19 protein-coding genes are annotated in these 21,963 nt (G+C 63.2%); 5 read left to right on the forward strand and 14 right to left on the reverse strand.

What is annotated here, in order from left to right:
• Positions 1 to 3 precede the first annotated feature (3 nt).
• Entirely contained in the window at positions 4 to 1,749 is a 1,746-nt protein-coding gene (locus FLG15_RS12700) for a PTS fructose transporter subunit IIC (RefSeq protein ID WP_057680124.1), read from the forward strand.
• A gap of 169 nt (positions 1,750 to 1,918) precedes the next feature.
• Positions 1,919 to 3,196, forward strand: coding sequence for a carbohydrate porin (locus tag FLG15_RS12705; RefSeq protein WP_057687126.1), 1,278 nt, complete (start codon positions 1,919 to 1,921; stop codon positions 3,194 to 3,196).
• Positions 3,197 to 3,434: 238 nt separating this feature from the next.
• Here the strand turns inward: FLG15_RS12705 and FLG15_RS12710 are convergent, their stop codons facing one another.
• The 5 genes from FLG15_RS12710 to FLG15_RS12735 all read right to left on the reverse strand — a co-directional run bounded on the left by FLG15_RS12710 (position 3,435) and on the right by FLG15_RS12735 (position 9,798).
• Complete coding sequence (locus FLG15_RS12710) at positions 3,435 to 4,085, reverse strand: hypothetical protein (RefSeq protein ID WP_057679783.1); 651 nt, start codon at positions 4,083 to 4,085, stop codon at positions 3,435 to 3,437.
• Between the two features lie 39 nt (positions 4,086 to 4,124).
• Complete coding sequence (locus FLG15_RS23490; RefSeq protein WP_370512600.1) at positions 4,125 to 8,090, reverse strand: hypothetical protein; 3,966 nt, start codon at positions 8,088 to 8,090, stop codon at positions 4,125 to 4,127.
• A gap of 33 nt (positions 8,091 to 8,123) precedes the next feature.
• The gene (locus FLG15_RS12720; RefSeq protein WP_170922327.1) at positions 8,124 to 8,765 is read right to left on the reverse strand and encodes a DUF1629 domain-containing protein; all 642 of its coding nucleotides are present in this window, start codon (positions 8,763 to 8,765) and stop codon (positions 8,124 to 8,126) included.
• Between the two features lie 490 nt (positions 8,766 to 9,255).
• On the reverse strand, positions 9,256 to 9,366 hold the full coding sequence (locus FLG15_RS23495; RefSeq protein ID WP_370512601.1) for a hypothetical protein: 111 nt from the start codon (positions 9,364 to 9,366) through the stop codon (positions 9,256 to 9,258).
• Positions 9,367 to 9,561: 195 nt separating this feature from the next.
• Complete coding sequence (locus FLG15_RS12735; protein ID WP_081023147.1) at positions 9,562 to 9,798, reverse strand: hypothetical protein; 237 nt, start codon at positions 9,796 to 9,798, stop codon at positions 9,562 to 9,564.
• A 256-nt stretch (positions 9,799 to 10,054) separates the two neighbouring features.
• On the opposite strand from FLG15_RS12735, the gene FLG15_RS12745 reads away from it, so the two are divergent.
• Positions 10,055 to 11,142 (forward strand): IS3-like element ISXcd1 family transposase gene (locus FLG15_RS12745; RefSeq protein WP_223842567.1). Its coding sequence is split into 2 segments (ribosomal slippage): positions 10,055 to 10,307 and positions 10,307 to 11,142, totalling 1,089 coding nucleotides; the frame shifts between segments, so codons are not numbered across the junction.
• Between the two features lie 196 nt (positions 11,143 to 11,338).
• Here FLG15_RS12745 and FLG15_RS12750 read toward each other — a convergent pair.
• Entirely contained in the window at positions 11,339 to 11,980 is a 642-nt protein-coding gene (locus FLG15_RS12750) for an AbiU2 domain-containing protein (protein ID WP_057677863.1), read from the reverse strand.
• 309 nt (positions 11,981 to 12,289) lie between these two features.
• Between FLG15_RS12750 and FLG15_RS23500 the strand changes: the two genes are divergently transcribed.
• Entirely contained in the window at positions 12,290 to 12,496 is a 207-nt protein-coding gene (locus FLG15_RS23500) for a hypothetical protein (RefSeq protein ID WP_342343559.1), read from the forward strand.
• Positions 12,497 to 12,595: 99 nt separating this feature from the next.
• On the opposite strand, the gene secF is transcribed toward FLG15_RS23500, so the two are convergent.
• The 6 genes from secF to FLG15_RS12785 all read right to left on the reverse strand — a co-directional run bounded on the left by secF (position 12,596) and on the right by FLG15_RS12785 (position 19,081).
• Positions 12,596 to 13,564 (reverse strand): protein translocase subunit SecF, encoded by a 969-nt coding sequence (gene secF, locus FLG15_RS12760; protein ID WP_057661353.1) that lies wholly within the window; start codon positions 13,562 to 13,564, stop codon positions 12,596 to 12,598.
• 114 nt (positions 13,565 to 13,678) lie between these two features.
• Positions 13,679 to 15,523 carry a protein translocase subunit SecD gene (gene secD / locus FLG15_RS12765; RefSeq protein ID WP_014090428.1) on the reverse strand — a complete coding sequence of 615 codons (1,845 nt, stop codon included), beginning with the start codon at positions 15,521 to 15,523 and terminating at the stop codon, positions 13,679 to 13,681.
• A gap of 190 nt (positions 15,524 to 15,713) precedes the next feature.
• Entirely contained in the window at positions 15,714 to 16,067 is a 354-nt protein-coding gene (yajC, locus tag FLG15_RS12770) for a preprotein translocase subunit YajC (RefSeq protein WP_003489768.1), read from the reverse strand.
• A 131-nt stretch (positions 16,068 to 16,198) separates the two neighbouring features.
• Entirely contained in the window at positions 16,199 to 17,344 is a 1,146-nt protein-coding gene (tgt, locus tag FLG15_RS12775; protein ID WP_057677861.1) for a tRNA guanosine(34) transglycosylase Tgt, read from the reverse strand.
• Between the two features lie 81 nt (positions 17,345 to 17,425).
• Entirely contained in the window at positions 17,426 to 18,496 is a 1,071-nt protein-coding gene (gene queA / locus FLG15_RS12780) for a tRNA preQ1(34) S-adenosylmethionine ribosyltransferase-isomerase QueA (protein WP_057677860.1), read from the reverse strand.
• Between the two features lie 153 nt (positions 18,497 to 18,649).
• Positions 18,650 to 19,081 (reverse strand): Lrp/AsnC family transcriptional regulator, encoded by a 432-nt coding sequence (locus FLG15_RS12785; RefSeq protein ID WP_017157266.1) that lies wholly within the window; start codon positions 19,079 to 19,081, stop codon positions 18,650 to 18,652.
• A gap of 121 nt (positions 19,082 to 19,202) precedes the next feature.
• Between FLG15_RS12785 and FLG15_RS12790 the strand changes: the two genes are divergently transcribed.
• Positions 19,203 to 20,699, forward strand: a complete 1,497-nt coding sequence (locus FLG15_RS12790; protein WP_150146471.1) for an aminotransferase class III-fold pyridoxal phosphate-dependent enzyme — start codon at positions 19,203 to 19,205, stop codon at positions 20,697 to 20,699.
• 336 nt (positions 20,700 to 21,035) lie between these two features.
• On the opposite strand, the gene FLG15_RS12800 is transcribed toward FLG15_RS12790, so the two are convergent.
• Both FLG15_RS12800 and FLG15_RS12805 read right to left on the reverse strand, forming a co-directional pair.
• Positions 21,036 to 21,434, reverse strand: a complete 399-nt coding sequence (locus tag FLG15_RS12800; protein ID WP_139790927.1) for a hypothetical protein — start codon at positions 21,432 to 21,434, stop codon at positions 21,036 to 21,038.
• Positions 21,435 to 21,440: 6 nt separating this feature from the next.
• Positions 21,441 to 21,743, reverse strand: coding sequence for a glycosyltransferase family 32 protein (locus FLG15_RS12805; RefSeq protein ID WP_057677858.1), 303 nt, complete (start codon positions 21,741 to 21,743; stop codon positions 21,441 to 21,443).
• Positions 21,744 to 21,963 lie beyond the last annotated feature (220 nt).

A 21,963-nucleotide genomic window follows, 5' to 3' on the forward strand; every position in this document is an offset into this window, starting at 1 on the left:
GCCATGTCCTCTTCCATCGTGGTCATCGCCGCTGGCGAACGCAGTACCGAAGCCGTCCTGGCGGCCGAAGCGCTGCGCCGCGCGGCCACGGCCGCCGGCCGTCGCGTGACGATCGAAATCCGTAGCGACCAGGGCGTGCTCGGCGCCTTGCCAGGCGAACTCGCCAGCGCAGCCGCGCAGGTCCTGGTGGTCGGCGATGCCGATGCCGACACCGCCCGCTTTGGCGATGCGCAACTGGTGCGCCTGAGCCTGGGCGCGGTATTGGACGACCCTGCCGCGGCAATCGGCCAGCTCGCCGTCACCTCCAGCGCTGGCCCCGCGTCCGCTGCGGGCGACGTGTCTTCCAATGCCAGCAAGCGCATCGTCGCCATCACCTCCTGCCCCACCGGCATCGCCCACACCTTCATGGCCGCCGAGGGCCTGCAGCAAGCCGCCAAGAAACTCGGCTACCAGATGCGGGTAGAAACCCAGGGCTCGGTGGGTGCGCAGGATGCACTCACCGATGATGAAATCCGTGCGGCAGACGTGGTCATCATCGCGGCCGACCGCGAGGTCGACCTGGCTCGCTTCGGCGGCAAGCGCGTGTTCAAGAGCGGCACCAAGCCGGCGATCAACGATGGCCCGGCGCTGATCAACAAGGCGCTGGCGGAGGCCAGCGTGCATGGCGGCGCAACGCCTGCCCCCGGCACCGCCACCAACGCCACCGCGAACAAGGGCAATGGCCGCACCGGTGCCTACAAGCATCTGATGACCGGCGTCTCGTTCATGCTGCCGTTCGTCACTGCCGGCGGCCTATTGATCGCATTGGCATTTGCGCTTGGCGGCATCTATGCCGGCGACGATGCGCACCAGGGCACGCTGGCCTGGTCGCTGTTCCAGATCGGCGCCAAGGCCGGCTTCACCCTGATGGTGCCCGCGCTGGCCGGCTATATCGCTTATTCCATTGCAGACCGCCCCGGCATCGCGCCCGGCATGATCGGCGGCCTGGTCGCGGCCAATCTCAATGCCGGTTTCCTCGGCGGGATCATTGCCGGCTTCATCGCCGGCTACGGCGTGGCCGCGCTCAACCGCTACATCCGCCTGCCGCGCAACCTGGAAGGCCTCAAGCCGGTGCTGATCCTGCCGGTGCTAGGCACCCTGCTGGTCGGGCTGGCGATGATGTACGTGTTCGGCCAGCCGGTGGCCGACCTGCTGGCCTGGCTCACCGCCTGGCTGCGCGGCATGCAGGGCAGCAGCGCGTTGCTGCTGGGCCTGCTGCTCGGCGGCATGATGGCCTTCGACATGGGCGGGCCGGTCAACAAGGCGGCCTACGCGTTCTCCACCGGCCTGATCGCCAGCCAGGTCTACACCCCGATGGCCGCTGCCATGGTCGCCGGCATGACCCCACCGCTAGGCATCGCGCTGGCCACATGGGTATTCCGCAACCGCTTCACTGCCGAAGAACGTGGCTCGGCCACTGCCGCCGGCGTGCTCGGGCTGGCCTTCGTGACCGAGGGCGCCATCCCGTACGCCGCGCGCGACCCGTTGCGCACCATCCCGGCGCTGGTGATCGGCTCGGCGGTAGCCGGCGCCATCTCGATGACCGCCGGTGCCGAATTGAAGGCGCCGCACGGCGGCATCTTCGTGCTGCTGATCCCCAACGCCGTCACCCACCTGCTCAATTACGTGCTGGCTCTGGTGGTCGGCGTGGTGGTCACGGCCATCGCGCTGCGCCTGCTCAAGAAGCCGGTGACCGACGTCATCGCCTGAGGCACCCACAGCGGCACGGACCTGCCGCCGCACCTGACGCGCCCGAGTGTTCCGGCGCCCCTGACCTGCTTCACCGCTGCGCGCACCCGGGTGCGCCGCCAGCGGCTTGCCCATCCACGTGTTGTCGCGTTCGCCACCACGGCCACGCCCTTTTGTCCGGAGTCCTGCCATGACCACTTTTGCCCCCCGCCGTGCCCGCCCCCGCCTGTTGTGCCTGTCGCTGACCCTGGCACTTGCCCCGCTCGCCCACGCGCAGGACGCCGCCGACGCCTTCAAGCTCAAGCTGGGCTATACCGGCGAAGCCGCCTCGATGATCGATGGCGGCCGCAAAAGCGGCGACGCCTATGCCGGCCAGTTGATGGTCGGCACCGATGTCGACATGGACCGCCTGTTCGGCTGGAACGGCGCCACGGTGAAGTTGTATGTCACCAACCGCCACGGCACCAACCTGGCCAACAGCAGCATCGGGAACAGCACCTCGGTGCAGGAAATCTACGGCGGCCAGGGCACGCGCCTGGCCAACTTCACCCTGCTGCAGAAACTCTTCAACGACCGCCTGGAACTGGAAGCCGGCCGCAGCGTGGCCAATATCCACTTCCTCGGCTCGGACCTGTGCCAGTACTTCCAGGGCAACTCGGCCTGCGGCAACCCCACCTTCGTCTTCCGTACCAGCAACTTCACCTACTGGCCGGTCTCCAGCTGGGCCGCGCATGCCACCGCCTGGGTCACGCCCAAGGTCTATGTGCATGTGGGCGCCTATGAAGTGAACCCGGTGCAGGCGCAGGACGGCCAGCACGGCCTGAAATGGAGCACCGACGACACCACCGGCGTGGTGGTGCCCTATGCGGTGGGCTACAAGAACAAGGGCGGCGACGGCAGCCTGGCCGCCATGTACGAACTGGGCGGCTGGCAGGACAACTCCGACTACACCGACCCGCTACGCGACCGCAACGGCAACCCGGCCGTGCTCAGCGGCCTGGGCTATGAGAACAAGCAGGGCCGCTCGGGCGTGTTCGGCCGCTTCGAGCAACAGGTCACCAACCCCGACCCGTCCGGCACGCGTGGCCTGACAGTATTCGCCGCCATGCTCAAGAGCACCGGCGGCCAGGCCATCGAAGACCACTTCGTGCAACTGGGCCTGGTGCAGAAAGGCACCTTCGCCAGCCGCCCGCAGGACAACATTGCGTTTGTGATCACCCAGCAGAAGTACAGCGACGAAGCCATCGAAAACCTGCGCCTGGCCCGCGCCTCCGCCGGCGGCACCGGCACCCCGGCCGACAACCAGATCATGATGGAGCTCAGCTACGGCATCCAGGTCACCAAGCGCCTGCGCATCGCCCCGAACCTGCATTACGTGATCAACCCGGATCAGTTCAACGAACCCACGCGTACCAACGATCTGAAGAATGCGTTGATTGCGGGCATGCGGATCGATTGGAATCTGTGACCCATCGAGAGGGTGTGCGCGTTGCGCGCATGCTTGGTGGGCACCACTGCGTGCAGGGAGTGGCAGATGCGTTGCATTTGACTGCAATGCAACGCATTGAGTCGACTCGGTTGGCATTGGCATTTGGCGGATGTGGTCGATGGGTTCGATGAGCCGCTTAGGCGTGCGATCGCACGCGATGAGGCGTATCGGCCGACCAGGTCGCGCGCAAGCCCGTCGCTGTAATAACGACGTCGCATCATTGCGAATCTGATTTTGCACGCAGATTGATCGCTCTGTATTGCCTCTGGTTCCCGTAACGCGGCCCGTTCTTCTCGAAGGTGCCACAGAGCCGGCCTTCGCCACAGGGAGCCAAGTCGGCACGCGACACGCGATCCAGGTAATCGATTGAGGCCCGAAGCTGCGCGAGTTCGGCCTTCTTTTCGTTGATGTTCCCAAACGAGTAAGCCACCGCACCCAGCCCCAAAATGCCTGCCAAGAGCATCGTGGCCGATGCGATCCACATGCGCCGTGTGATCCGTGTTTCTAAGGATTGCTGGGCCTGCGCATAACGTCGAGTGGCTTGCTGCAATGTCTCGTCCGCATGGGCCATCTCTTTGTTGAACCGCTTGGCGGCCGGTTCCAGTGTCTGCGTCAACGCCTGATCGGTCAGCTGCGTCAGTCTCGGCAAAGCATTCTCAAGCACCCGGTTGACCTTGGCATCGGCGCTGCTAGCCGCGCGTTGAAGCACTTGGAGTTGCTCGGCAACCACATCGCGCAGCCGTTGTTCGCGCTGCTGCATGGATGCCACCAGGGTCGTCAGCACCGTAATGGTCTCTTGCAAAGACGTATTGGATGCGTTCAACGTCGCCATCATTTCCGCCATTGCGGCGGCGTCTTGCCTGTCCATAGGTCTCCTCAGCTCGGCTGGTCATGGAAGAGATTCTGACTAACCACCGCCCCCCCCCCCACCACCACCACCACCACCACCACCGCCTCCTCCTCCTCCTCCCCCGCCGCCGTCTCCACCTCCACCGCCGTCACCTTGGGGACCGCTCTGCATCGGTCCCTTGGCGAACTCCGGCAAAGTCATCACCATTACCGGCCCCCGGCTGGTGTTGACCTCAGCTGAGACATCCATCCACAGCGCCTGGCGTGTGGCGACGTGCTCCTGGGCTTCTTGCTGGGCCTGCGCCTCCAGGAACTCGTTGCCTCTTTTGATCAGCGCCTGCGTTGCTGCGCTGTTGGCCACCCGGTTCAAGGCCTGCTCGATCGCCAGCTCGTTCTTGCTATCGAGTGCGTAGAGCACCTCGTCCACGTCGGGGTCACCGGTGATGGATTTCCGCGCAACCTGCGAAGAATCGTTTGGCACATCACCTACCACCGGCCCGATGGAGCGCTGAGCTAGAGGTGGGAAGGCATCGGCTTGCTCAGCCGCTTCACTGGGCGAGCGGCCACTTGGTTGGTGCGCACTGAATGCATCGATGCTGCCACCCTCCTGGTCTAGCGCCCTCTTTTGAGCGAAGGGATAAGGTTCTCCGCGCTCACGATACTCCCGCCATTCCTGGTGGAAGCGTTCGTCTTCCCGATCCGCCGCCTCAATCTCCTGTTGCAACTGGCGCAGCGAGCGCATGGTCTCTTCCAGGAACAGGGCGCCGCCCGGGTCTGCGGCGCTGCGGTCCTGCGACGGGGTTGATTGCGTTTGTTGGTTTTCTGCGTCAACAGACCCGACGGGCAAGCGAGTGTCGGCACTGCTTGCCAATGCCTGCTCACGCGCTTGCGCGAAGTGTTCTGGGGGCAGCACCGGCGCACCATGATCAGCGAGCAAAGCGTTTGAAGGACGGGGCTGTTCGGCCTCGGTTTCTCGCTCAGGCGTGGTAGACGCCGTCGAAAGCGATGCCGTCAACGGTTCTGCTGTTGGAGCCATGGCCCGAACCGGCGTTGCCTCCTGCTCACGCGCCAAGTCTTGCTGAGGGGCCGACGCTTGCTCCATCTCCATCTGCTGCGTTTGCACGTGGCGATACAGCGCCGGGGACACCGCATCGGCCTGCGCGCTTTGTAAAGGTGGGTTGCCCGATTCCCGGCCCTCGGAGAGCGGCACTTGGATGCGCGCGGTGTCGCGGCTTTGCACCGCTTGCGATTCCAAAGCGCGCTCTGCCCCTTGTGCTAGGTGCGACTGCGCGTCACCTGCCTCGGACGTTTGCTTCAGTGAGTCATGTGCGTCAGGAGCAAGGCGTTCGTTCGCCGGTTGATTCTGTGTTTCCAGCCGTGAGCATGCATCCTCCTGCGACTGAGGGAGCGTTGTTTGCTGAGTCAGCGCGAGCTCTGGTGCGTGCAGCTGAGTGTCTGGTTGCTGCGAGGCTTGCTGACGTTGGTCCTGCGTCGGTTCGAGTGCTTGAGTTTGTTGCTGCTGATCCTGTGCCTGCCGAGCCTGACCTTCCTGGGCCTCAACCTGCCTGGTTTCTTGAGCCTGCCGGTCTTGTTGCTCCCGCTGCTGATTGTCAGCTTGGCGCTCCTGCACCTGGCGCTCTTCTAGCTCACGCTGCTGCTCGGCTTGGCGTTGACCTTCCAACACGGCCTGCGCCTGGACCGCTTGTTCGCTTTGCGACCTGTCTTCGTGCTCAGGCTGTGCCTGCTGGAGGTGCTCGCGCACTTGCGCGACGTGCTGCTCTTGCGCAACACGCTCTTGCTGTTCACGTTCTTGCCGAGCCTGCGCCGCGACAGAGGCTTGCATGCGCGCCTGGATATCCAGCACTTGCTGCGGATTGGACGACTCAGAGGTCGATGTGTCCGCGTCTGCAGTTCCCTCGGTCACGCGCCCAAGGATCGGCGATTCTCGCCGATAGCCTTGCGTCTCACTCAACGCCTGCCGGATGTCTTCGCTGCTGGTGATGGCCACCACACGAGTGACCCCATCGCTGCAGCGTTGGAGGTGCGCGATGGGGCTGTCATACCCATATTGCCCCGACTCATTGCGCTGCAACTGCTGCATGGTCGGCCCGCTGATGCCATTGGCGTCCATGGTCCGCTGCGAGGCCAGAGCCACGGCCTGCTGGGTCTGCGGGTTGACGTTCAAATCGACGCCTGCGGCCCGGTAACGGTGCAGCAGCTCGTTGTGCTCCAGCTGCGCAGCCGTGGGCGCGGGAAGTGCCTCAATAGCCGCCAGGGTTTCCTTAGCGCGCTCCAGCGAGGCCTGGCGCATCTGGTCGGTCAGTTCCAGCTCCACCGCCAGATTGCCACTGGCGACGCCATCTTTGCCGGCCCACTGTCCTGACTCAGTGCGCTGGTAAAGCTGAGCGTCTGACCCCAGCACCGCGCCGGGCTTGGCCTGGGCGGCTTGAACAGCCGCAGGCACTTCGACACCGTAAGCCTGGGCGCGTTGCGCTGCATGGTTTTCCAGGTAGGCGGTGGCGATGGCTTCGCGCCCGGTGGCGATGTTGCTTTCGATGCGGCCCAGGGCTTCTTGGTTGAGCTGTTGCGCGCGTTCCGGGGGAGCGGTTTGGTGTTCGTAGCTGCCCCGGTCGTCGGCACCGGACACGGCGGTTTTGACTTGGCGTTCCCATGCCTGGCTCTCTGGATTGCGCCGCCAGTTCTGGTTGTCCAATCCCACGTGGTCGCTTGCCTGGGCGGGGAGGTTGAACGGGTCCTGGGGTGGCGGTGCTTTGCCCAACGCCAGCTCCACTGCCTTGGCGTTAGCAAGCGCGCCCAGTTCCTGCGATTTCTCATAGCTGGCGACCACGGGCTGCTCGCCCGATGTGCGCCGTCCCTCCTGGGCGAGGTCAATGGCGGCTTCGCGCTGCCAGTTGCGGCCGTTGAACTGCCACTCCACGCCCGCCTTGTCGGTTTGGTGGTAGATGGCGCGGTTGTCCAGCAAATCGGCGCCTTTGTCGAACGCCTTGCTTATCAGCAGCGCGTCGCCGACCACCAACGCCGCCGGGACGAAGCCGCTACCGCCCAGAGCCGCCGCGGTGGAGGCACCACCGGCCCACCCGCCGACGTTGCGGGCCAATGCATGGGCGACTTCGGACTGGGCGGCGGTGACATTGCCTTGTTCCAGCAACTCGGCCGAACGGCGGGCAGTCAGCACCGCATCCGCGCCGGTGGCCAGCAAGCCACCCGAGCGCACCAGGGTGCTGGTGGATGCATTGCCCAGCAACACTTCCATGGACGCCGCGCCGCTTTGACCGCGGGGAACTCGCAAAGGTCTGGCGGCCTCTTCGCCCAAGGTGTTCTCAACCACAGCCACGCCATTTGGTGACAGCGTCAGCTTCCCACCATGGTAAGCGTCGGAGATGGCCTGACTTAAGCCATGACGCTGAAGATCGAGGTTGCCGCCGCGGGTCAACAGCTGTCCTGACCCATTGAAGTGATTCAGGGTGGCGATGACGCGGGATTCGTTATGGGTGACACCAACCCACCCGTGTTCAACGGGGCCTAGCTTCCCAAGAGCGTCCACTTGGTTCGCATAAGTATCGGCGTAACCACGTGCGTTCCCGAAAAAGGCCTGCGTCTTTACACGTGCATCATTTGCCGTCTGGCCTAACGAAGCATTCGTGTGAAGATCTCCATTGACCAATCCCACCTTCACTGTGTCGCGCAGGTGATTCACTCTGGCAGCAATGCGATCCAAGGCGTCAGGATCACCCGCCAGCGCGGCCCTGCCATCTTTGGATTGCTCTAAGCGCCGAAGGTTGTCGAGCAGTCCGACCTGGTAGTCTCGAATTGGGCCGCCGCTATGCGGTGAGACGCCCATTGCCTGAGCCAGGCCCTTGTCGTGCGGCATGAAAATTCGATTCTCAGGCGCATTAATGTCGAAGCGATCTGAGTCCGACAGCACCCGCAAAATGCGGCTGTAACGAACGGTTTGCTGCTCGAACCCATGATGATCCTGAAAAATAGGGCTGCTACGCGGCATGCTCCATGCTCCTTACGTGTTGCCCAGGCGCGGCTAGATGTCTGATGCGTCAATAAAAGAGATGCCGCTTTCACCAGCATCATCAGGAATCCCTGCTTCATGGACCGCGTCTCTGAAGGCTCGGTCGCAAATCACGAATGAGCTGAACGGCGTAAGGAATACGTGGGCTTGACCCACGACTTCCGGCCTAAAGGCCAAGCTGGCTCCTCCTCCCACCGAGTAGAACTTGCCATTGACGTAGTCGTCGTCTACTTCAATTTGTAGCTTCGAGGCAACTTCGTCCAAGGCATCAAGCTCGCGAACAACGTCGCACAAAAAGTGGCGCGGACCTCTGGCTCCGTCGGCCAAGCGGTAATCCACCTCCGCAAAAGCAAAGGCGTCGGAGTCTGCCGACACCATGACATCGTGGAGTCGCTCAGAAACCAGCCAATAGCCACTAAATCCTGGCTCTAGATCGCGCGGGGCTGGACCTGTCTTAGGGTCATAGGTTAGCTGAGGTGTTTCACGGAGCGTCGGAAATCCTCCTTCCTCCGGCCGCAGGATCAACCGCGGAGGGGACAGCAGGTTACGAACATTCTCGAACCTGACCCCACAGGTCGGCCTGTTGCTCTCCATGTCTGCTTCGAACATATAAAAGCGCCCGGCCGTCGGCTGATTGGGTGTCGTTGATGTCATGCGTTTCATCCCTTCCGTGTGCTGTGGTCTCAGCTGACAGAAAGAGCTTAACTCGGCCGCTTTGCCGACCCAAGCAATGAAGCAAAGGAGAGGGCCACATTCCACTTGCCGCCCGGCTCGTAGGCGCCTGACACCGATTACCAAATGATCCAACACCCAAATACTGAGAGATGCCCGCGCCTGCTCTCGCAGAACCTGCGTGGGAAAAGCCCCCCCCCAACCGCTCTGAGTGTTCGCCAAATCTGGAGATACGCGGCCATCGCCAATTTCATTGCTGGCCTGATGCCGCCGAGCGCCATGTTGGGGCGCTCATGGTTGTACGTGCATAGCCAGCGCATACGGCTGCCGACCGGGCCGAGGTGTTCGATTACATCGAGATGTTCTACAACCCCCAATGCCGTCATAGTTCAACCGGCGACCTGTCCACTGTAGAGTTTGAACGGCGCTACGCGCAACGGGGGTCGTGAGTGTCTACAGAACCCTGGGCGTATCAGGGCCCGGCAGCAAGTATGCCAATGACCGATTCTGATGGGGTACGGCAGAGGATCTCCAGGGTTCCGGCCCAGCAATCCTCAGCGCTCGCCAAACTGTCGGGAAGCATGACGCACTCTGCGGCCCAGGAAAGTGGGTGACCATTACGGGAGCGACCGCTGTCTTGCTGGAGAGCGACGTATGCGGTTGCTCAGTTTTTGATGTCCTGCGAGTCCATCCCTGTGCCACCTAACGCTTGAATTAAGCCGAGTTGCGAAGCGACTTCGGCTTGAATGAGTTGTTAGACGCGCGGCCGAGGTACTGGCTACGCAGCCGACAATGATACGGACCTTGCAATGCCAAAGATTGCAAAGCAACCGCCAGCAAAGATGAAAACAACAGGGACGCAACAGCCCATGGCTTTGCCCACCTTACGTTGCCGCCCCGATTTGGAGAGCGGAACGCCAAGTTGCCGGGACAGCTTGGACTTTGCACTTGAAATGCCGGTGGCACGCTTCCAGGAGAACGACAAACCAGGAATCCACTCCTTCTTGCGTCCCATGACTATCTCCCAAAGCGCCTAACGCTGGACTTAAGCGGCGGCGTAGCCCTCCGGCTTGAACGAATTGTTAGGCCTAGGCCACGAAATCCATGACCTAGCCCGCGAGGATATCCTTTGCCTTTTTGATGAAGTAAGCACGAAGCTCATCGTCTTGGATGAATTGCTTGGCGCGTTGCTCGACTTCGGGGGTAATCCCCCCACAGGTTAGCTGACGCCAGAAGTGGAATTTTCTCGTACCCTTTTCCGAGGAGGTTCCATGAAGACATCCCGCTTCACCGACAGCCAGATCATTGCCGTCCTCAAGCAGGCCGAGGCCGGCACGCCCGTGCCGGAGTTGTGCCGGGAACACGGCATCAGCTCGGCGACGTTCTACAAGTGGCGCAGCAAGTTCGGCGGCATGGACGCATCGCTGATGTCCCAGCTCAGGGAGCTGCAGGACGAGAACCGGCGCCTGAAGAAGATGTACGCCGATGCCCAGCTCAGCGCCGACCTGCTGAAGGAGGCGATGGCAAAAAAATGGTGAGGCCATCTCAACGCCGGGAGATGGCCCGATGGGCCGTAGATGGTGGCCACACGAACATCCGGCATGCCTGCCGGACCTTTGCGGTGAGCGAGACCTGCTTTCGCTATCAAGCCAAGGCCAGCGAGGAGAACGCCCGGATTGCCGATTGGCTGGTGCGGTTGACCACAACCTATCGTGATTGGGGGTTCGGCCTGTGCTTTCTGCACCTGCGCAACGTGAAGGGCTTTGGCTGGAATCACAAGCGGGTGTACCGCATCTATCGGGAGCTGGAGTTGAACCTGCGGATCAAGCCGAAGAAGCGGCTGGTGCGCGAGCGGCCAGAGCCGTTGGCGGTGCCGGAGACGATCAACCAGGTCTGGTCGATGGATTTCATGCACGACCAGCTGGCCGACGGCCGCAGCTTCCGGTTGTTCAATGTGCTCGATGACTTCAACCGTGAGGGTCTGGGCATCGAGGTCGACTTATCGCTGCCATCGGCCCGGGTGATCCGCTCGTTGGAACAGATCATTGACTGGCGCGGCAAGCCAAACGCCATTCGCTGCGACAACGGCCCGGAGTACATCAGCGGCGCGCTGCTAGCTTGGGCACAGCAGCGCGGGATTCGGATCGAGCACATCCAGCCAGGCAAGCCGCAGCAGAATGCCTATGTCGAACGTTACAACCGCACCGTCCGCTACGCCTGGCTGGCCACAACGTTGTTCGACACCATCGAGCAGGTTCAGGACAAGGCCACGCGCTGGCTATGGACGTACAACCATGAGCGCCCCAACATGGCGCTCGGCGGTATCACGCCAGCAATGAAATTGGCGATGGCCGCCTAGCTCCACTTTTGGCGAACGCTCAAAGCGGGGGGATTACCCGGGCATGGAGCGATATTCATTTTTCCCCAAGAGGTCACTCAGATATGCATCTGCCTCAGCCTCGCTTTCAATTCTGTATGGCTCGATCATTTTTGATCCTTTTGCTTAACGCCTGAGTTAAGCCGTGCCGCGAAGCCGCATCGGCTTGAATGAATTGTTAGGGCGCACTAGCCGCACCGTTTTGTAGCCGTTCTAGCTTTCTCAGCTTGTGGACCAAAAGCCTAGCCCCACTCTCATCCACGAAGTCTTCGTACATAACCGTGCTGTCTCTGAAATGCTGCTCCAAGCGGTTTAGAACAGCGCGCAACGCCGCTAGCATTTGCTCCACGATCGCCCTGCTTATGCCGCTCAGGGGGTCGGAACCTCGATTGCTGAGGTAGTTGTGATCCTGATGAGCAATGCGTTTATTACGATGTTCGCGCGCAAACTCCGCTGAGTCCAACGCCTTGTCGCAAAGTGATTGAAGCTCGGTTCGTAGCACCAGATCCGTTATCAACGGAGGCAGCGACTGTATTGTCAGGTTCCTTTTCTTGCCTGTTGCCTGCGGATCTGTCATCCGTGAGACTCCAAGCAAGACACTGTCCCACAGCTCGTCTTGCACGATCTTGAAGAACAGACCAGCGGTTCTATTAAGCAGGTGGACCGTCCCCGTGTCATTTCCAAACAGCTGACGATATTGCTGCCAAAGGATGTGGAGCTCGACGAGCTTTCGATAGAGCTCGTAGAAGCTGGCGCCTAACTCCTCTCCCATTGAGGAAATGTACTCGGCACGTATCTCATCCATGGATCGCGTGGTCATCCGCGTTCGCCCTAACTACATTGGACCGCCGAAATGCGGTGTTGCGTTGAGTATCTTGGATCGCTGCCGCTTTGTGAAGGAGGAAATCCTATCCGGGGTCACGGGATTGCACGATGGCAAGCGGACGCGACCATTCGGATGCTTTCAGTGTTATCCAGCAAGGATGCAGGCGTATGAGATACGCCCCAAAAAGCACGGCGTAACAGTGCTTCCACCGCTCTGGCTACTCGAACAGATGCGCGATCGCCCGCGCATACGGCACTACAGCCTGCGCACCGAGCAGCCTATCTGGGCTGGATACGGCGCTTCATCCTTGCCAGCGGCAAGCGTTATCCGGCGCAGACGGGCCAAATGGAGGTCGCGGTGTTCCTCACCCGCATGGCGGCCGATGCGCAGGTGACTACGGGCATACAGAACCAGGCGTTTGACGTCGCTGTTGTTTCTCTAACGCGACGTATTGCGTATCGATCGGCATCACGTGCCCCAGGAAATCCTAGCGTTGAAAATCTTGAGTAATAACGTCGCAGTGCACGATCATGAAGTCACGACGTTCACCGCCAGAAACAAAAAAACCGCGCAATGCGCGGTTTTTTCGTCAGACCTTTTGCCAACCCATCAAGGACGACGCGCCAGCGCCTCCACGTCCTTGGCCTTCGGCAGCAGGTCCTGCTTGGTCACCGCAAACGGACCGATGCTCAGCATCGGTACGGCCACGATCACCGAGGAGATCACCACGATCACTGCGCCGATCATGTGGGTTTCGGCCAGGCCCTCCATCGATTCGCCGCCGTAGATGTACAGCGCCAATGCCGACAGGAAGAACATCACCGCGGTGATCACCGTGCGCGAGAGCGTCTGGTTGATCGAGCGGTTCAGCACTTCCAGCGGCTCCACGCGCAGTGCGCGGAAGTTTTCGCGCACGCGGTCGAACACCACGATGATGTCGTTGATCGCAAAGCCCATCACCGACAGCAGGCCGGCCAGCACGGTCAGGTCGAACTCGCGACCGGTCAGCGACACGAAGGCCACGGTGACCAGCAAGTCGAACAAGGCGGTCAGGCTGGCGACCACCGCGAACTTCCACTCGAAGCGGAACGCGATGTAGATCAAAAAGCCCACCAGCATGAACACCGTGGCATACACGCCATTCAAGGCCAGATCCTTGCCGACCTGCGGGCCGACGAATTCGCCAGGCTGCACGGTGGCCGGATTCTCGTCGCTGGTCACTGCCTTGCGCACATCTTCGGCAACGGTGCGCGCGGCATCGTCGCGATTGTTGTTCTGCCCATGCGGCTGCAGGCGAATCATGACTTCATTGCCGCCGCGCGCGTTCTGCACCTGGGCGTTTTCGAAGCCGGCCTTGGACAGCTTCTCGCGCACCTGGTCCACGTCCACGGTCTTCTGGAACGAGGTCTGCACCAGCGTGCCGCCGGTGAATTCCAGCGCGTAATTGAAACCCTTGCCGACGATGATGCCGACCGAGGCGACTGCCAGCACCAGCATCAAGATCAGCACCGGCTTGCGCCAGCTCATGAAATCGATCTTGGTGTCGTTGGGAATGAGATGGAGCGGGAACAATTTCATGGAAAAGATCTTCCGTTTAAGACGTTTGCGCCATTGGGGCGCAGACGCTTGCAAAGGGATTCATTCCCCGACCGCGTGCAGCTGGGCTGCACCGGCCAGGGCCGGACTCGCATCTCAGATAGCGACAGACTTCAGCTTCTTGCGGCTGCCATAGATCAACACCGCCAGCGCGCGCGAGACCGTGATCGCGGTGAACATCGAGGCGAAAATACCGATCATCATGGTCAGCGCGAAGCCCTTCAGCGGGCCGGTACCGAACGCGTACAAGGCCACCGCCACGATCAGACCGGTGAGGTTGGCGTCGAGGATGGTGCCGCCCGCCTTTTCATAACCGGCCGCGATCGCCGACTTGGCCGGCACGCCCAGGCGCAACTCTTCGCGGATACGCTCGTTGATCAACACGTTGGCGTCCACCGACAGACCCACCGACAGGGCAAGGCCGGCAAAGCCCGGCAGCGTCATGGTGGCGCCGAACAGCGACATCACCGCCACCACGATCAGCAGGTTGAACAGCAGCGCCACCGAGGTGATCGCGCCGAACACGCGGTAGTAGATGGTGAAGAACACCAGGGTGAACAGGAACGAGTAGACCACCGCGGTGACGCCACGCTCCACGTTCTCCGCACCCAGGCTCGGACCGATCACGTATTCCTCGACGAAATCCATCGGCGCGGCCAGCGAGCCGGACTTCAGCAGCTTGGCCAGGTTCTCGGCTTCGGTCTTTTCCAGGCCGGTGGTCTGGAAGTTCTTGCCGAATACGCCGGCAATGCGGGTCGGCGACAAGGCTTCTTCCTTGACCCGCACGCTGCGCACTTCCTTGCCGTCGACCATGGTCACGGTGGGGATGCGCTCGATGTAGACCACCGACATCAGCTTGCCGACGTTGGCGCTGGTGTAGTCGAACATGCGCTGGCCGGCGACGTTGTTGAGCGTCACCGCCACTGCCGGCATGCCGTTCTGGTCGGTGCTGACCGATGCGCTGACCATCTGGTCGCCGGTCACCAGCGCGCGCTTGTTCAACAACACCGGAGCGTTGCTGTCGCGCAGGCGATAGACCTTGGCCTCCGGCGGAATGTTGCCGCTACGCACGGCGTCGTCGGCGTTGCCGTCGACCACGGCGCGGAATTCCAGCGAGGCGGTAGCACCGATCAGGCGCTTGGCTTCGGCGGTGTCCTGCAGACCGGGCAGTTCGACCACGATGCGGTCCTCGCCCTGGCGCTGGATGGTGGGCTCGGACACGCCCAGCGCGTTGACGCGGTTGCGCAAGGTGGTGAGGTTTTGCTCGATCGCACCGCTGGCGATCTGCTTGAGCTCGGCCTCCGGCACCTTGACTGCGATGTTCTGGCCGCTGACGTCGTAAGTCAGGGTCGGCTGCGCCTTGGCCAGCGTCACGCGCGCGGCGTCGGCATTGGCGCCCTCGCCCAGGTTGACCTGGATACTGTTGTCGGCGCGACGCTCCACCGAGCGGTACGGGATACGCGCATCGCGCAAGGTGGTGCGGATGTCTTCGGCAAAGCCGTCCAGGCGCTTTTCCAGCGCGGCCTTCTGATCGACCTGCATGGCGAAGTGCACACCGCCCACCAGGTCCAGACCCAGCACCATCGGCCGGCCGCCCAGCTTGGCCAGCCAGTCCGGCACGGTGGAGGCCAGGTTCAGCGCCACGGTGTAGTTCTCGCCCAGCTGCTGACGCAACACGTCGTTGGCGCGGGTCTGCGCCTGCAGCGAAGGCAACCGCACCATCAGGCTGTCGCCTTCCTTGGTGATCGCCTTCGGGGTGATGCCGGCGCTCTTGAGCTCGCCGTCGATGCGGCTGCGCAATGCGTCGTCGAGCTGCGCACCGCGGCTGGCGGTGATCTGCACGGACGGGTCCTTCTGGTACACGTTGGGCAGCGCATACAGCGCACTGACGGCCAGTACCAGCAGGATCAGGAAATACTTCCAGCGAGGAAATTCGAGCATTGCGACAGTCCCGCGTGGCACCATCCCGGCGCCGCGCCTAGCAGTGAGAACGACTTCAAGCGACCGGTACAACGTCGCCAATGGTCTTCAGATGGATACGGGCGGTACGGCAGAACCGGTGGGTCACAATCTCCGGCTCCACTTTGCGACTGCGCCTACCTGACGGCGGCGCAGCCGTTGCAAGACGCGTTTAGCTCGCCGACTTCAGCGTGCCCTTCGGCAGCACATGGCCCACCGCGCTCTTCTGCACGCGGATACGCACGTTGTCGGCCACTTCCACGCTGATGAAGTTGTCGCCGATGTCGGTGATCACGCCGGCCACGCCGCCGGAAGTGATCACTTCATCGCCGCGCGCCAGCTTGTCCAGCAGCGCCTTGTGCTCTTTCTGACGCTTCATCTGCGGGCGGATCATCAGGAAGTACATCACCGCGATCAGGATGATCGGCAGCGCGAAGGTGGACAGGCCGCCCATCGGGCCGGGTGCCGGCGCGCCGCCAGCGGCCTGCGCCTGGGCAGCGGGGATCAGGAAATCGAGCAGATTCATTCAGTGCATCCTAGTTTGGTGCCAGCGCGACCATGGGCCCGCTCGCTATTCAGGTACCGCCGGAGCGGAACAGCCGGGAATTATGCCACGCAGGTTCCACGCCGTCCGCGCCAGGGCGCGGGCGGCCGGTCTCAGCTGGCTTCCCCCGGCAACGGCGGCGTGGTGGCGCCGCGTGCCGCATAGAAGGACCGCCGGAACTCCACAAAGGTTCCCGCCGCGATCGCCGCGCGCATGTCGGCCATCAGTTTTTCGTAGTACCAGAGGTTGTGCAGGGTGCCCAGCATCGGCGCCAGCATTTCGTTGCAGCGGTCCAGATGGCGCAGGTAGGCGCGCGTATAGCCGCTGCTGCAGGCATGGCAGCCGCAGCCCGGCTCGATGGTGTCCAGGTCGCGTTCGTACTTGGCGTTGCGGATGCGCACGGTGCCGAACGAGGTGAAATAGTGGCCGTTGCGCGCATTGCGGGTGGGCATGACGCAGTCGAACATGTCCACCCCCCGGGCCACGCCTTCCACCAGATCCTCCGGTCGGCCCACGCCCATCAGGTAGCGCGGGCGCTCGGCCGGAAGGCGTGGATGCAGGTGTTCGAGCATGGCGTTGCGCTCGTGCTCGGGCTCGCCCACTGCCAGCCCGCCAATCGCATAGCCGTCGAAACCGATGCCTTGCAGGCCCTCCAGCGAGCGGCTGCGCAGGTCCGGATGCACCCCGCCCTGCACGATGCCGAACAGCGCCGCATCGTTGCCCAGCCCGTCGTGCGCATCGCGCGAGCGCTGCGCCCAGCGCAGGCTCAGCTCCATCGAGCGGCGCGCCACCTCTTCGGTGGCCGGGTACGGCGTGCACTCGTCGAAGATCATCACGATGTCCGAATCGAGCACCTTCTGGATCTGCATGCTCTCTTCGGGGCCCAGGAACACCCGCGCACCATCGGTGGGCGAGGAAAAGGTCACGCCCTGCTCGGTGATCTTGCGCCGGTGCGCCAGCGAAAACACCTGGAACCCGCCGGAATCGGTCAGGATGGGGCCATCCCAGCGCGCAAACCCGTGCAGCCCGCCGTGATCGCCGATCACCTCCAGGCCGGGGCGCAGATACAGATGGAAGGTGTTGCCCAGGATGATCTCCGCACCCAGGGCACGGATCTGCTCGGGCAGGATGCCCTTGACCGACCCATAGGTCCCGACCGGCATGAACGCAGGGGTCTGGACCGTGCCGCGCGGAAAGGTCAGGCGCCCACGCCGGGCATGCCCGTCGGTGGCTTGGAGTTGGAACTGGAGTCGGGACATTGAAAGGCCGGGAATGGGGAATCGGGAATGGAGAATCGGAAAAGCGGTTGGCAGGCGGCTGATCGTTTGGCGGATACCGCCTTACGATTCTCCATTCCCGATTCCCGATTCCCTGCCCCACAACAACATCGCATCGCCGTACGAAAAGAAGCGATAGCGCTGCGCGATGGCATGGTGGTAGGCCTCGAAGATGCGCTCGCGGCCGGCGAAGGCGGAGACCATCATCATCAAGGTGCTTTCGGGCAGATGGAAGTTGGTGACCATCGCATCGACGCTGCGGATGCGGTAGCCGGGCAGGATGAAGATCTGGGTTTCGCCGGCGAACGGCTGCAATTCGCCTTCGGGCGCGGCCTCGGTGGTGCGCCAGGCGCTTTCCAGCGAGCGCACCACCGTCGTGCCCACCGCGATGACGCGGCCACCGCGGGCGCGGGTGCGCCGCACCTGTTCCACCAGCGCCGCACCCACGTTGAGCCACTCCTTGTGCATGACGTGCTGGTCGAGCTTGTCCACCCGTACCGGCTGGAAGGTGCCGGCCCCCACATGCAAGGTGACGTGGCCGAACTCCACCCCGCGCTCGCGCAAGCGCGCCAGCAGTGGCTGGTCGAAGTGCAGCCCGGCGGTGGGCGCGGCGACCGCGCCGACTTCGCGCGCGAATACGGTCTGATAGCGCTCGCGGTCTTCCACGCCCGGCTCGCGGCGGATGTAGGGCGGCAGCGGCAGGCGACCAGCCTCCAGCAGCCAGTGCTCCAGCGGGGTCGGGATCTGAAAACGCAGCAGATAGAACTCGCCATCGCGGCCAAGCACCTCGGCCTGGCCGCCGGCATCGAGCGCAATCACGCTGCCGGCCTTGGGCGACTTGCTGGCGCCGATCTGCACGCGCGCCTCGCGTTCGCCAAGCAGGCGCTCGATCAGGATTTCCACCCGCCCGCCACTGGCTTTCTGCCCGAACAAGCGTGCCGGAATGACCCGGGTATCGTTGAAGATCAGCAGATCGCCGGGCTGCAGCAGCTCGGGCAGATCGCGCACCTGGCGGTCGGCCAGCGCCTGAGGCGACGGCGGCACCACCAGCAACCGGCTCGCCGCGCGCTCGGCCAGCGGCGCCTGGGCGATCAGTTCGTCGGGCAGGTCGTAATGGAAATCGGACTTCTTCAAGGCCGCAGGATCGTTGTCTGAGTAGCCGCATAGTGTAACTGCGGCCGGGAATGGAGAATTGGGAATGGGGAATCGGACGAGCGGCAGGGCTTCATCGTCGCCTTTCCGCCCCCGATTCGCTGCTCTTACGATTCCCTATTCCCGATTCTCCTTTCACCGCTCGAACTTGGTCGACAGGATGATCGCGCTGGTCGTGCGCTCCACGCCGTCGATGGCGCCGATGGCGTCGGTGAGTACGTCCATCTCGTTGACGCCACCGACCACGCCCAGGGCGACCAGGTCGTACGCACCGCTGACCGAGTGCAGCAGGCGCACTTGCGGGATATCGCGCAGCGCCTTCACCACGGCCGGCATCTTCTTGGGCAGCACGGTGATCAGGATGTGCGCGCGGATGCGGCCCTGCTCGTAGTCGTCATGCGTGCGCACGGTGTAGCCGCTGATCACGCCATCGCGTTCGAGCTTTTCGATGCGGCTTTGCACGGTCGTGCGCGAGAGCCCGAGCCGCCGCGCGATCTGGGCGGTGGAAGCGCGCGCGTCCTCGCGCAGCAGCGACAACAGGCGTTCGTCGGAGGGGGTGATCTTCACTATTGCGCATTGGTTTCGGCGATTCGCCGAAAATACCGCACTTCCTGCCCAGATTCACGCTGCCAAATGCCGATCTTCTGCCGATAATAGAAAGGGAACGCCACCTTAAAGGAGATGCGCCATGTCCGTCCTTGCCCCGCTCGCCCCGCTGCGTGCCCATGCCGGCCGCCGCCTGACCGAAGGCCTGGACGACGCGACCATCGCGCGCCTGGCCGCCAACCACCCAGACCTGCAGCACGCCATCCAGGCCGCCGCTGCCGAATACGCGCTGGTGCGCGACGATGCCGCCGACCTGCTGGACCTGGACGAAGAGGCGCAGATCGGCGCGGTGCAGGAAGGTTTCATCAATTTCTACGCCGACGATGCAGTGACGCCATATGTGGCACTGGCCGCACGCGGGCCATGGGTGGTCACGCTCAAGGGCGCAGTGCTCTACGACGCCGGCGGCTACGGCATGCTCGGCTTCGGCCATACGCCGGCCGCGGTGCTCGAGGCCATGGCGCGCCCGCAGGTGATGGCAAACGTGATGACGCCCAGCCTGGCGCAACGCCGGCTCGATCGCGCCCTGCGTGCGGAGATCGGCCACAGCCGCGGCGGCTGCCCGTTCGCACGCTTCATGTGTCTCAATTCCGGCTCCGAAGCGGTGGGCCTGGCCGCGCGTATCGTCGATACCAATGCCAAGCTGCACACCGACCCGGGCGCACGGCACGCCGGCGCCACCATCAAGCGCCTGGTGGTGAAGGGCAGCTTCCATGGCCGCACCGATCGCCCGGGGCTGTATTCCGATTCCAGCCGCAAGACCTACACCAAGTACCTGGCCAGCTATCGCGACGAAGATTCGGTGATCGCGATCGCGCCGTACGACGTGGCCGCATTGCAACGCGCCTTCGATGAGGCCGCGCGCAATCATTGGTTCATCGAAGCGGTGTTCCTGGAGCCGGTAATGGGCGAAGGCGACCCGGGGCGCGCGTTGCCGGCCGAGTTCTACGCCGCTGCGCGCGCGCTCACCCGGACCCATGGCAACCTGTTGCTGGTCGATTCCATCCAGGCCGGGCTGCGCGCGCATGGCGTGCTCTCGGTGGTGGACTACCCCGGATTCGAGCAGCTCGACCCGCCGGATCTGGAAACCTATTCCAAGGCGCTCAACGCGGCCCAGTACCCGCTGTCGGTGCTGGCGGTGACCGAGCACGCTGCGCAGGTGTACCGCAAGGGCACCTACGGCAACACCATGACCACCAACCCGCGCGCGCTCGACGTGGCCTGCGCCACGCTGGCGTTGTTCACGCCGCAGGTGCGCGAGAACATCCGCATCCGCGGTGCGCAGGCGATTGCCAAGCTGGAAGCGCTGCAAGCCGAACTCGGCGGCTTGATCACCAAGGTGCAAGGCACCGGCCTGTTGTTCTCTTGCGAACTGGCGCCGCAATTCAAGTGCTACGGCGCCGGTTCCACCGAGGAGTGGTTGCGCCATCGCGGCGTCAACGTGATCCACGGCGGCGAGAATTCGCTGCGTTTCACCCCGCACTTCGCGATGGACGAAGACGAGCTCGATCTGCTGGTCGGCCTGATCGCCCGTGCGCTCAAGGAAGGTCCACGTCAGGTGCAGGCCGAGGCGGCCTGAGTCGCTCCATGCGGCACGCCGGCGCGCATGGCGTCGGCGTGCACCCCGGCAGACGGCGAGTCTGCTCCGCCCACATGCTGTGGAGCCTGGCGGTCTGATCAGCGCCAGCGCCGCTGGCGTTCAATCGAGCCAGGTCGCGCCATCAGCGAACGCGCGCCATCTGCACTGCTTGCCAGACTTCGCGCAACACCGGCAACACATGATGCGAAGCCAATTGAACATGCAAGCTTGCGCTTGCATAAATCGCCTACTGCATGCAGGGCAATGACCTCACTCGGTTTCGACCTGGGCGACCCTGCCCCAGGTCGATTGCCGTATCACCGCGCATGCTGCCATTCAAATCGGCACCGCATTCAACTTGCGGCGCAGGTAGTTGGTCAGCGCACGCCGCGGCGACTTGCCGCGCCACGATGCCCAGCACAGGTGCGAGCCGACCGCGATCTTGCCGCCACGATGGCCAAGCCCGAACCAGGTGCGATCCGGATGGAAGGCGTCGCGTGGGGGGAACAGGATGTCGGCGAACTGCCCACCGTGCGCGTTGTAGAAACGCGTCAGCCCACGCGGGCCCGAAATCATCGGAATCTCGCGATGGTCCTTTAGCGTTTCCGGGGCGTGCGCGGTAAAGATGTGTTCGATGAACGCGCGCCAGAACGGATGCCCGGGCTCTGAGCCGAACACGGCATTGCCGATCTTGAAGTCTTCCTGGCCCGGCGCACCTTCCTCGACGGGCAGCACGCAATGCTACGACAGCACCTGCGCATCGAGTGGTCGCAGCAGTTTGTAGTCGGTGTCGAAGTAGAAGCCGCCATGCGCGTGCATGTACGCGCAGCGGGCGATGTCGGCTTTCATCACGCCGAAGCGGATCTGCTCGTAGCGCGCGGCAAACTCGGGGAACGCACGCCGCATCAGTTCTGCGTTATCGGCGTCGTCCCAGACGTAACAGGTCCATCCAGGCAACAGGCGCTGCAGGCGATCGCAGATCCTGCGCTCTTCCCACAGCAGCTGCTTGGTGGGTGCGGTCAGGTGAATCAGTTGGGGAATCATGGAGGCGACTCGGGCTGTGGGGGAACCAAACCGCCCCCGCAGCGCCGCATCGATTCGGCTACCTGGTTGCTGGCTCGGCCGCACCAACCGTAGTCGCACTATCGACGTGACATAAATCGCAGTACATGATGATCAACCGCACGATCATAGAAATCATCTATGCGGATGCGAAGTTCTGAAACAGCGCGTAAATGTTGCCGAAATCCGGCTTAAACCGCTT

It is taken from the genome of Xanthomonas phaseoli pv. dieffenbachiae (assembly GCF_008639345.1).
In the GTDB taxonomy this organism is placed as follows: Bacteria; Pseudomonadota; Gammaproteobacteria; order Xanthomonadales; family Xanthomonadaceae; genus Xanthomonas; species Xanthomonas phaseoli.

Coding starts and splice junctions, on each gene's coding strand:
- yajC (WP_003489768.1), bottom strand. CDS start 16,067: ATGAATCTGCTCGATTTCCTGATCCCCGCTGCCCAGGCGCAGGCCGCT.
- secF (WP_057661353.1), bottom strand. CDS start 13,564: ATGAAATTGTTCCCGCTCCATCTCATTCCCAACGACACCAAGATCGAT.
- FLG15_RS23490 (WP_370512600.1), bottom strand. CDS start 8,090: ATGCCGCGTAGCAGCCCTATTTTTCAGGATCATCATGGGTTCGAGCAG.
- FLG15_RS12735 (WP_081023147.1), bottom strand. CDS start 9,798: ATGGGACGCAAGAAGGAGTGGATTCCTGGTTTGTCGTTCTCCTGGAAG.
- FLG15_RS12710 (WP_057679783.1), bottom strand. CDS start 4,085: ATGGACAGGCAAGACGCCGCCGCAATGGCGGAAATGATGGCGACGTTG.
- tgt (WP_057677861.1), bottom strand. CDS start 17,344: ATGTCCCGACTCCAGTTCCAACTCCAAGCCACCGACGGGCATGCCCGG.
- FLG15_RS23495 (WP_370512601.1), bottom strand. CDS start 9,366: ATGCTTCCCGACAGTTTGGCGAGCGCTGAGGATTGCTGGGCCGGAACC.
- FLG15_RS12750 (WP_057677863.1), bottom strand. CDS start 11,980: ATGACCACGCGATCCATGGATGAGATACGTGCCGAGTACATTTCCTCA.
- FLG15_RS12720 (WP_170922327.1), bottom strand. CDS start 8,765: ATGACATCAACGACACCCAATCAGCCGACGGCCGGGCGCTTTTATATG.
- FLG15_RS12705 (WP_057687126.1), top strand. CDS start 1,919: ATGACCACTTTTGCCCCCCGCCGTGCCCGCCCCCGCCTGTTGTGCCTG.
- secD (WP_014090428.1), bottom strand. CDS start 15,523: ATGCTCGAATTTCCTCGCTGGAAGTATTTCCTGATCCTGCTGGTACTG.
- FLG15_RS12700 (WP_057680124.1), top strand. CDS start 4: ATGTCCTCTTCCATCGTGGTCATCGCCGCTGGCGAACGCAGTACCGAA.
- FLG15_RS12805 (WP_057677858.1), bottom strand. CDS start 21,743: ATGATTCCCCAACTGATTCACCTGACCGCACCCACCAAGCAGCTGCTG.
- FLG15_RS12790 (WP_150146471.1), top strand. CDS start 19,203: ATGTCCGTCCTTGCCCCGCTCGCCCCGCTGCGTGCCCATGCCGGCCGC.